The sequence below is a fragment of the Endozoicomonas sp. YOMI1 genome, assembly GCF_024606345.1.
Classification (GTDB): Bacteria; Pseudomonadota; Gammaproteobacteria; order Pseudomonadales; family Endozoicomonadaceae; genus Endozoicomonas.
The window spans coordinates 1-6,883 of record NZ_JAHHPM010000257.1 but is presented as its reverse complement, the minus strand read 5'-3'; the positions used below and the strand labels follow the sequence as shown (position 1 = coordinate 6,883).

Sequence of the window (6,883 nt, the reverse complement as noted above, 5' to 3'; positions counted from 1 at the left end):
ACAGGCCAAGCCTAGCAGGGCTTGTTGCGTTCGTTGCTTTTTATTTCAACTGTTTCGTCTGGTAACACAAAAACAAAAGCTTTATCAGGTATCAAGCCTGATAAACCGGAGTGTTCCTGGGGAGAAAAAAGCCAGCACAGAGATCATGTTTCTGTGAAATGTCAGGAATATTGAACCGTTGGCGTCATTGGCAAAGCCAGTCACAGTTATCCAACAACTGACTCCTGATCCAACAACTGACTCCTGAATGTTCGAAAATCTAGTTCACATCAGTAGAGTAACGACAGTGTGTAAAAAGACAACCCTTTATATCATAAAATAATTGACAACAGTGCAGGCAACAGCATTACCGAAAGCACGGTTTACCCGGCATTCGACCCGGGTGTTCCGGACACAGGATTCATACTTTGCCTGACCATTTTTTCCAGTCGGTTAAGCTCATTCACAATCACAGGTTGTCTTATATGGTGTGCCCTGAGTTCAGTAATTTCGCGCAGGGGATTGACGCCTGAAAACTGTGTATCAACTGTATGCTCACCGGTCTGATGACTGATCTGGCGACCATAGTCAAACTTCAATTGATTAACCAGCTCCCTGACCTCTGGGCGGGTAAAATGCTCCGGCTCCAGACGGGCAATGACCGCAGAAAAACCTTCCGCTTCCCGGTAGATAACAGAAACCGGCAAATGGTCAGATAACCCGCTTTCCAGATCATGAGCAACATCAAGCCCCAGTTGTCGTATTTCGGTATGGGATGCCCATTTTTTTTCAGTGTCCCTGTACACCAGCTGGCGGTCATAAATACAGTGCCTTGCCACCTCGGGCTGTTCTTTCCAACGCTTGCTGCCCCAGGGTTGATGCTCTCTGTTTCCGGCCCCGAGATACCATGACCCATCCGGCTCCCGACGATCTTCCGTCTTGATGGTTGCCTGGTCGCTATTGACAAAAAATGACTCGCTGCGCTCAACCAGCCGGGTATCATTTTCTTCATCATGGGTCTCGTAGTAACTGTCAGAAAAATTGTCCCCCAGTGCTTTCCTGGCATTTTGATACTGTTCGTTTTTACAAACCCTCCCCTGCTCGTCTGACCGGGCAATGTTCAGGTCTCCCATCAGGAAGATGCCATGATGGTGTCTGTTATTCCGCCTGTCGTTACTGCTATCCGCCCCAACCCACTTTCTAATCTGCTTCAACTCGTCAATGCGGATCGCATCATAGGTTTGACCTTCCTTGGCCTGAAGGTGAGTATTGTAAACCACGGCCGTTTTATCGTTACCGAGATCCAGCACAATCCGCAGCAACCCTTTATTGGCCAGCTGGTCTTCTCCGGCCAGATCAGTGAAAGGCCGGAATGTGATCTCCTGTACGGGATATTTGCTGGCAATGGCCAGGCCACTGTTCAACCCGGTTTCCCGGGGGGCAACACTGTGCACAATATGATGGTAGTGGCCACTGAGGTCCTGGCAGAGCCGCTTCGCCGCCTGCTGGTCAAACACCTCCTGGAAGCAGACAACATCAGGGATAACGTCAGGATTGCGGGTTAAGGCTTCGGCAATCTCCCCACTGCGCCGCTGTGATGAGCGCAGGTCATTGAGATTACGGATAAACGACGGCATCAGGCCAGTGTTGTAGGTCATCAAATGCAAACCCCGCTCAGGATGATAAATGGCGGGTGGCACAGAAGACTGAATCAGGGAAATGTCGTTCCTGAACAGGTTGCCGATCATGCGCAGGGAGAACCCCAGTATTCCCAACGCCAAAGAAGGCACCAGAAATAGCGTGACTGCAGTCACCCTGGCTACTTTCCTGGTCCACAGTGGTACATTTTGCGTCTGTTTGTCACCCTCGGAAGGTGGGCTGCTTTTGCCGGGTCGGTCATGGGCGAACAGCTTTGTGGCTAAATTAGCCACCAGAGAAACAGGTCGGGATAGAAATCGGCCAAGATAATGGCAACCACGACCAAAGCGGTTGTGAGAATAAACATAGTGATTATCTCTGGAAACATAATGGGTCTGAGCTTGAGATGGCTGGACTTCAGGCATAAAGTCTCCACTGGTTTGTCTGCTGCTTATATCGGCCATCGACAATTACTCTCACCACTTAAAAGGCTGTCACTCCGTTTTTCCTTCGAACTGCCTGCGCCATCCATTGAAGGTACTGCAAGACCCTGACAAAAAATCATCAAATCTTTCCTATACTTGCCACAAACCTGGCCTGTGTTGCCGCAAGGTTTCACAGGCTTCCCTCTTCTTTTTCACTACTCACTGTTGAGTCTGAAACGGAGTCTGATTGTGAAAAGCTACTGCCTGAAATTATGGTGGCTGATCTGTGTCGCCGCTCTTGTTCCCTTACTTGCTCCCACAGCCCTGGCCACAGACGATAACGAAGGAACGCCCCCCAGTAATGACTTCAAATGGATGAACCTGAACCTGATGTATGCCTACAAAGAGCTACCTCGAAGAGAAGATGAAGCCAATGATGGGCACAACTATCTGGAGCTGGAGTTTGGCGGGCGTTCAGGAATACTTGATCTGTATGGTTATGTGGATGTCTTTAATCTGACCAACCGCGATAGCAGTGATAAGAAAGACAAACCCAAAATGTTCATGAAGTTTGCCCCCCGGCTATCACTGGCAGGGCTGTTTAATAACTTGCCCTGGGAGCCGGTGACAGATATCTACTTTGCCACCCTTTTTAACTGGGGTGGTGGGGGAGCAGATGTTAATAGCTCGTTCTGGGGTATTGGTTCCGACATACAGGTTCCCTGGTTTGGCAAGATGGGGCTCAACCTCTATGGATTTTATGATCTTAATCGAAAAGAGTGGAATGGCTACCAGGTTTCCACCAACTGGTTTACGCCATTTTATACCTTTCAGAATGGCTCGTTTATCAGCTACCAGGGGTACATTGATTATCAGTTTGGAGGTAAACGGAACAAGACTCTCTATCCCAACAGTGCTAATCCTGACAGGGATTATTCAACCAGCGGTGGGGCAATGTTCAATGGTCTTTACTGGCACTACGACAAGTTTGCACTTGGTTATGGTTTGAAACTGTATTCAGATATTTACCTGATAAAAAATGGCGGTGACGCATTTGGAGCCAAAACCAAATCAAGCGGCACCAGCCATTTCTTTGCGATCACCTATAAATTTTAATAACCATTGCTGATATTCTCTATCCCTTCCAGCTTATCCGGCAAGGATGCCAGCCATGCAGGATACCTATTTAAATCGATAATTCAGTGCTTACAGAATACTTGCAGGATAATCAACTCATAAAGACACACGTGCCAGGGAATAGATGTTATATTGATGAAAACTCTTCCCGGAAGTCGTCTTTATGCAGTCAAAACCGGCGTACTCAGAAGTTACGCAGCATAAATCCTGGCCGAAGTTGATCATCAATACCTTATTGGCATCTGTGCTTGTTGCATTGACTTATTTCTGGATCTCACAGGAAAACCAGAAACCCAGTTACATTTATGACAAGACCTACAAGTTGACCATTCTTAACACCAGTGAGTTTACTTATGAATATGACAAAGAAAAGTCAAATAGCAATGATCAACTGATTCAACGACAGGAGCTGATCAATAAAATACGCGGGGAAGTTGAAGCCGATGGTGGGAAATTATTGTTACTCTCCGGAGGAGAACTCAGCACCGATGATGACATACTGAACCTGAAACAACTGAACCAGCTGGGTTATAACGCCATGGCGGTGAGCCCATTATTATTTGATGAACCACTGAACATTATTCGAAATCAGGAAGCCGCTGCTGACTTTCCTTTTTTGTCCGCCAACCTTTATGAATCTGAAACAGGTCGGCCCGTATTTGATGCCTATACCCTGTTTGACTTCGATGGGCTACGCATTGCCGTTATGGGGATTACCAGGCCAGGATCTAATGATGTAATTTCAGAGTACCGACGGGGTATTGAACTTATTGATCCGGCACTGGCAACTTCAGAGCTGGTACCTTATCTGAGAAGACAGGCAGATATCGTTATTGTTGCCACTCATGCAATCCACTACCCAAAGCTGATCAGATCTGTAAGCAAGCCAATTTTTCCGGCAGCCAAAATGGAAGGTATTGACCTGCTGGCAGGTAATAGTGTCCTGCCCCATGATGAATCTTACCGTATAACTGAAACAAGCACGCCTTTAAATGCGTCTGAATGCTGCTCAGTCATTAAAAGAATTGATTTGGAGTTTCGTAATGGTGAGTTAAAGAAAACAAACTCTGTACAAATTAACCTGATTAGCAAAATAGAATCCACGCATGGCTATTGAATAGGCCATTTAATTCAGGCGCTGTTGTCAATGAGACAATAGTAATAAAATAAATTTTTGTCCCCGTTTAATCACCAGCCATTCTCTTATTCTATCGGTTAATTTCTCTCAGCCTCTGTCACAGTATCTATACTAGCAGTTCTCAATCACTATCATTTATTTAGCAGGTATTTATTTTGACCCGTTTAAAACCCTATTTACTACCTTATGCTGTTGCTCTTTTCAGTCTGCCTGTTACAGCCAGTGACAGTTATGATTCATTTATCCGTGATGCCAAAATCGATGGCAAAGTACAGAGCGTATTTTTCGATGATGAGAATACTACAGACAATGTAACCAAAGGTGCATGGACAGGTGCTGTATGGCTTAATGCAAAGACTGGCTACCTTGCTGACGTTGTCAGTGTTGGAGGCTCAGCCTACCGGGTTGCCAAATTAGATATGAAGCATGGTAATGCTACCTCTAGTAACCTGCTGAATGCTGATAACGAAGGCTTTGGTAAAATCGGTCAGTTATGGGTTGATTTCAAATTGCCCGACAGCTATGACGGCCTGTCTGCCGATGTCAAAATTGGTCGTCAGCTGGTTGAAACCGGTCTGGTAACCATCTCAGGCTCCCGTTCGGTTCCCAGTGCCTGGCAGGGAGTGGATGCCAGTGTTGCAATGGACGGTTTCAAAGGCAAGATTGCCTGGTTAAATGAAGTTTCCGGGAGAACTCAGTCAGGCTTTCATCCTATTGTGAATGTAGACGGTAAAAAAATTGACTGGGTAATGGGCATGCAGCTGGGCTACACTTTTGAATTAGCCAACCAACGCAGCCTTGAATTCCAATACCGTAATGGTCTTGCAGACAACTATTTAAATGCTCATAACGGTAATGTCTGGTTGAAAATGCCCCTTTATGATGGTTCAGAGCTGACTCTTGGAGGAATGTACTTCTATACCAAACAGGATGGAGACCTCTGGAGAGTTAGTGAGCGGAACAGCTCATTTGAAAACAAAGCGGAATCAGGAAATTTGAATGCAACCCTCAACAGCGGCCCATGGACATTAAATGCGGCCTTCAATTATACAAAAGCCAACACAGCGGCCAACTCTATTACTAATGGCCATCACACTATAGGTTATTACAACTATAACTTCGGTGATAATACCCATGGAGTCTGGGATGTACCCACTGCCGCCAGCATATCCGACTTTAACTTCAATAAAGAGACAGCCTGGCTGATTGGGGCTGAATATGATTTCAGTGATATTGGGCTTGAAGGTTTATCACTGGCTTACAACTTCGTCTATGGATCAGGAATGAAGGCAAAAGAACAGAACGGTAGTGCACATGACGTTGCCGAGCACGAGCATGACCTGACCATGAAATACAATTTCTCCCAGTGGGGAATGAAGGATCTGCAATTCAAACTTGAATATGGCTATTACAGGAATGATGAGGCATTCCGTAAGGCTACTGGTCAGAATGAAGCAGAAAAACTACGAGCCTGGTTAAGTTACAACTTTACTATCTGATCAGTGATACTCCATCAAATTCGTTTCATCAGGCAGCTCTGTTGGGCTGCTTTTTCACCTCCCACGGTTCCCTGTGGGAATGCATACCGAACTCCCCGCAAATCAGAACCCTCATTAAATCACCCTTCGACTCCTCAGGGTGAACGGAGATTGAACACATCAAACTCATTGAAATTACAGCAAGGACTTCAGAGCAACTTCAACCATCTCATTGAACGTTGACTGACGGTCTTCTGGAGGCAGTGCTTCACCGGTGCGGATATGGTCACTGACGGTACAGATGGCCAAACCCTGTGCGCCAAACTCAGCACAAACGCCGTACAGGCCAGCCGCTTCCATCTCGACACCCAGTACACCGTATTTCTCCATGGTATCAAACATGGTTGAATCCGGGTTGTAGAACAGATCCGCAGAAAACAGGTTGCCCACTTTCACCGGCAGACTCATGGCACGGGCAGCGTTAACGGCATTTTCCAGCAGACCATAATTGGCAATCGCCGAAAAGTCGTGGTCCCTGAAACGCATGCGATTCACTTTGGAATCCGTACAGGCACCCATACCGATCACAATGTCACGCACCTGAACGTCCCTGGAAATAGCACCACAGGAACCGACGCGGATCAGACGCTTTACACCGTACTCAGTAATCAGCTCTTTGTAATAAATAGACGCCGAAGGAATACCCATACCTGACCCCATAACAGACACCCGGACGCCCTGGTAGGTGCCGGTAAAGCCCAGCATGTTACGCACATCCGTTACCTGTTCGGCACCTTCCAGGAACGTTTCGACAATATGTTTGGCGCGCAAAGGATCCCCGGGCATCAGGCAGACATCAGCAAAGGCACCGGGCCTGGCATTAATATGAGGTGTCATGGTTAAATCCTCGTTCTCGATAAAACACGACGATCAAAGTGCATCAAGGATGGTTTCCTTGATGCGGATAAGGAGTTGTCCCGAAATAATTTCGACATCTTCAACTCGATCTCCGTTCATCCTGAGCTTGTCGAAAGGTGATTGGCACAATACATGAGGCCGGAGTTCACGCCCTTCGACAGGCTCAGGAC

The 6,883-nt window shown here is 46.8% G+C and carries 5 protein-coding genes; 3 read left to right on the top strand and 2 right to left on the bottom strand.

The genetic code is table 11. The features are described from left to right. Positions 1-362: 362 nt before the first annotated feature. On the bottom strand, positions 363-2,081 hold the full coding sequence (locus KDK15_RS08970) for an endonuclease/exonuclease/phosphatase family protein (protein WP_257295014.1): 1,719 nt from the start codon (positions 2,079-2,081) through the stop codon (positions 363-365). Positions 2,082-2,291: 210 nt separating this feature from the next. Here KDK15_RS08970 and KDK15_RS08965 point away from each other — a divergent pair, with 210 nt between their 5' ends. The 3 genes from KDK15_RS08965 (at position 2,292) to KDK15_RS08955 (ending at position 5,816) form a co-directional block, all read left to right on the top strand. Beyond that, a complete protein-coding gene (locus KDK15_RS08965; protein WP_257295013.1) occupies positions 2,292-3,158 on the top strand; it encodes an outer membrane protein OmpK in 867 nt (288 codons plus the stop codon). 184 nt (positions 3,159-3,342) lie between these two features. Beyond that, positions 3,343-4,296 (top strand): hypothetical protein, encoded by a 954-nt coding sequence (locus KDK15_RS08960; RefSeq protein WP_257295012.1) that lies wholly within the window; start codon positions 3,343-3,345, stop codon positions 4,294-4,296. Positions 4,297-4,472: 176 nt separating this feature from the next. Further along, complete coding sequence (locus KDK15_RS08955) at positions 4,473-5,816, top strand: OprD family porin (RefSeq protein WP_257295011.1); 1,344 nt, start codon at positions 4,473-4,475, stop codon at positions 5,814-5,816. Positions 5,817-5,990: 174 nt separating this feature from the next. On the opposite strand, the gene deoD is transcribed toward KDK15_RS08955, so the two are convergent. Next, a complete protein-coding gene (gene deoD / locus KDK15_RS08950; RefSeq protein WP_257295010.1) occupies positions 5,991-6,692 on the bottom strand; it encodes a purine-nucleoside phosphorylase in 702 nt (233 codons plus the stop codon). Between the last annotated feature and the right edge of the window lie 191 nt (positions 6,693-6,883).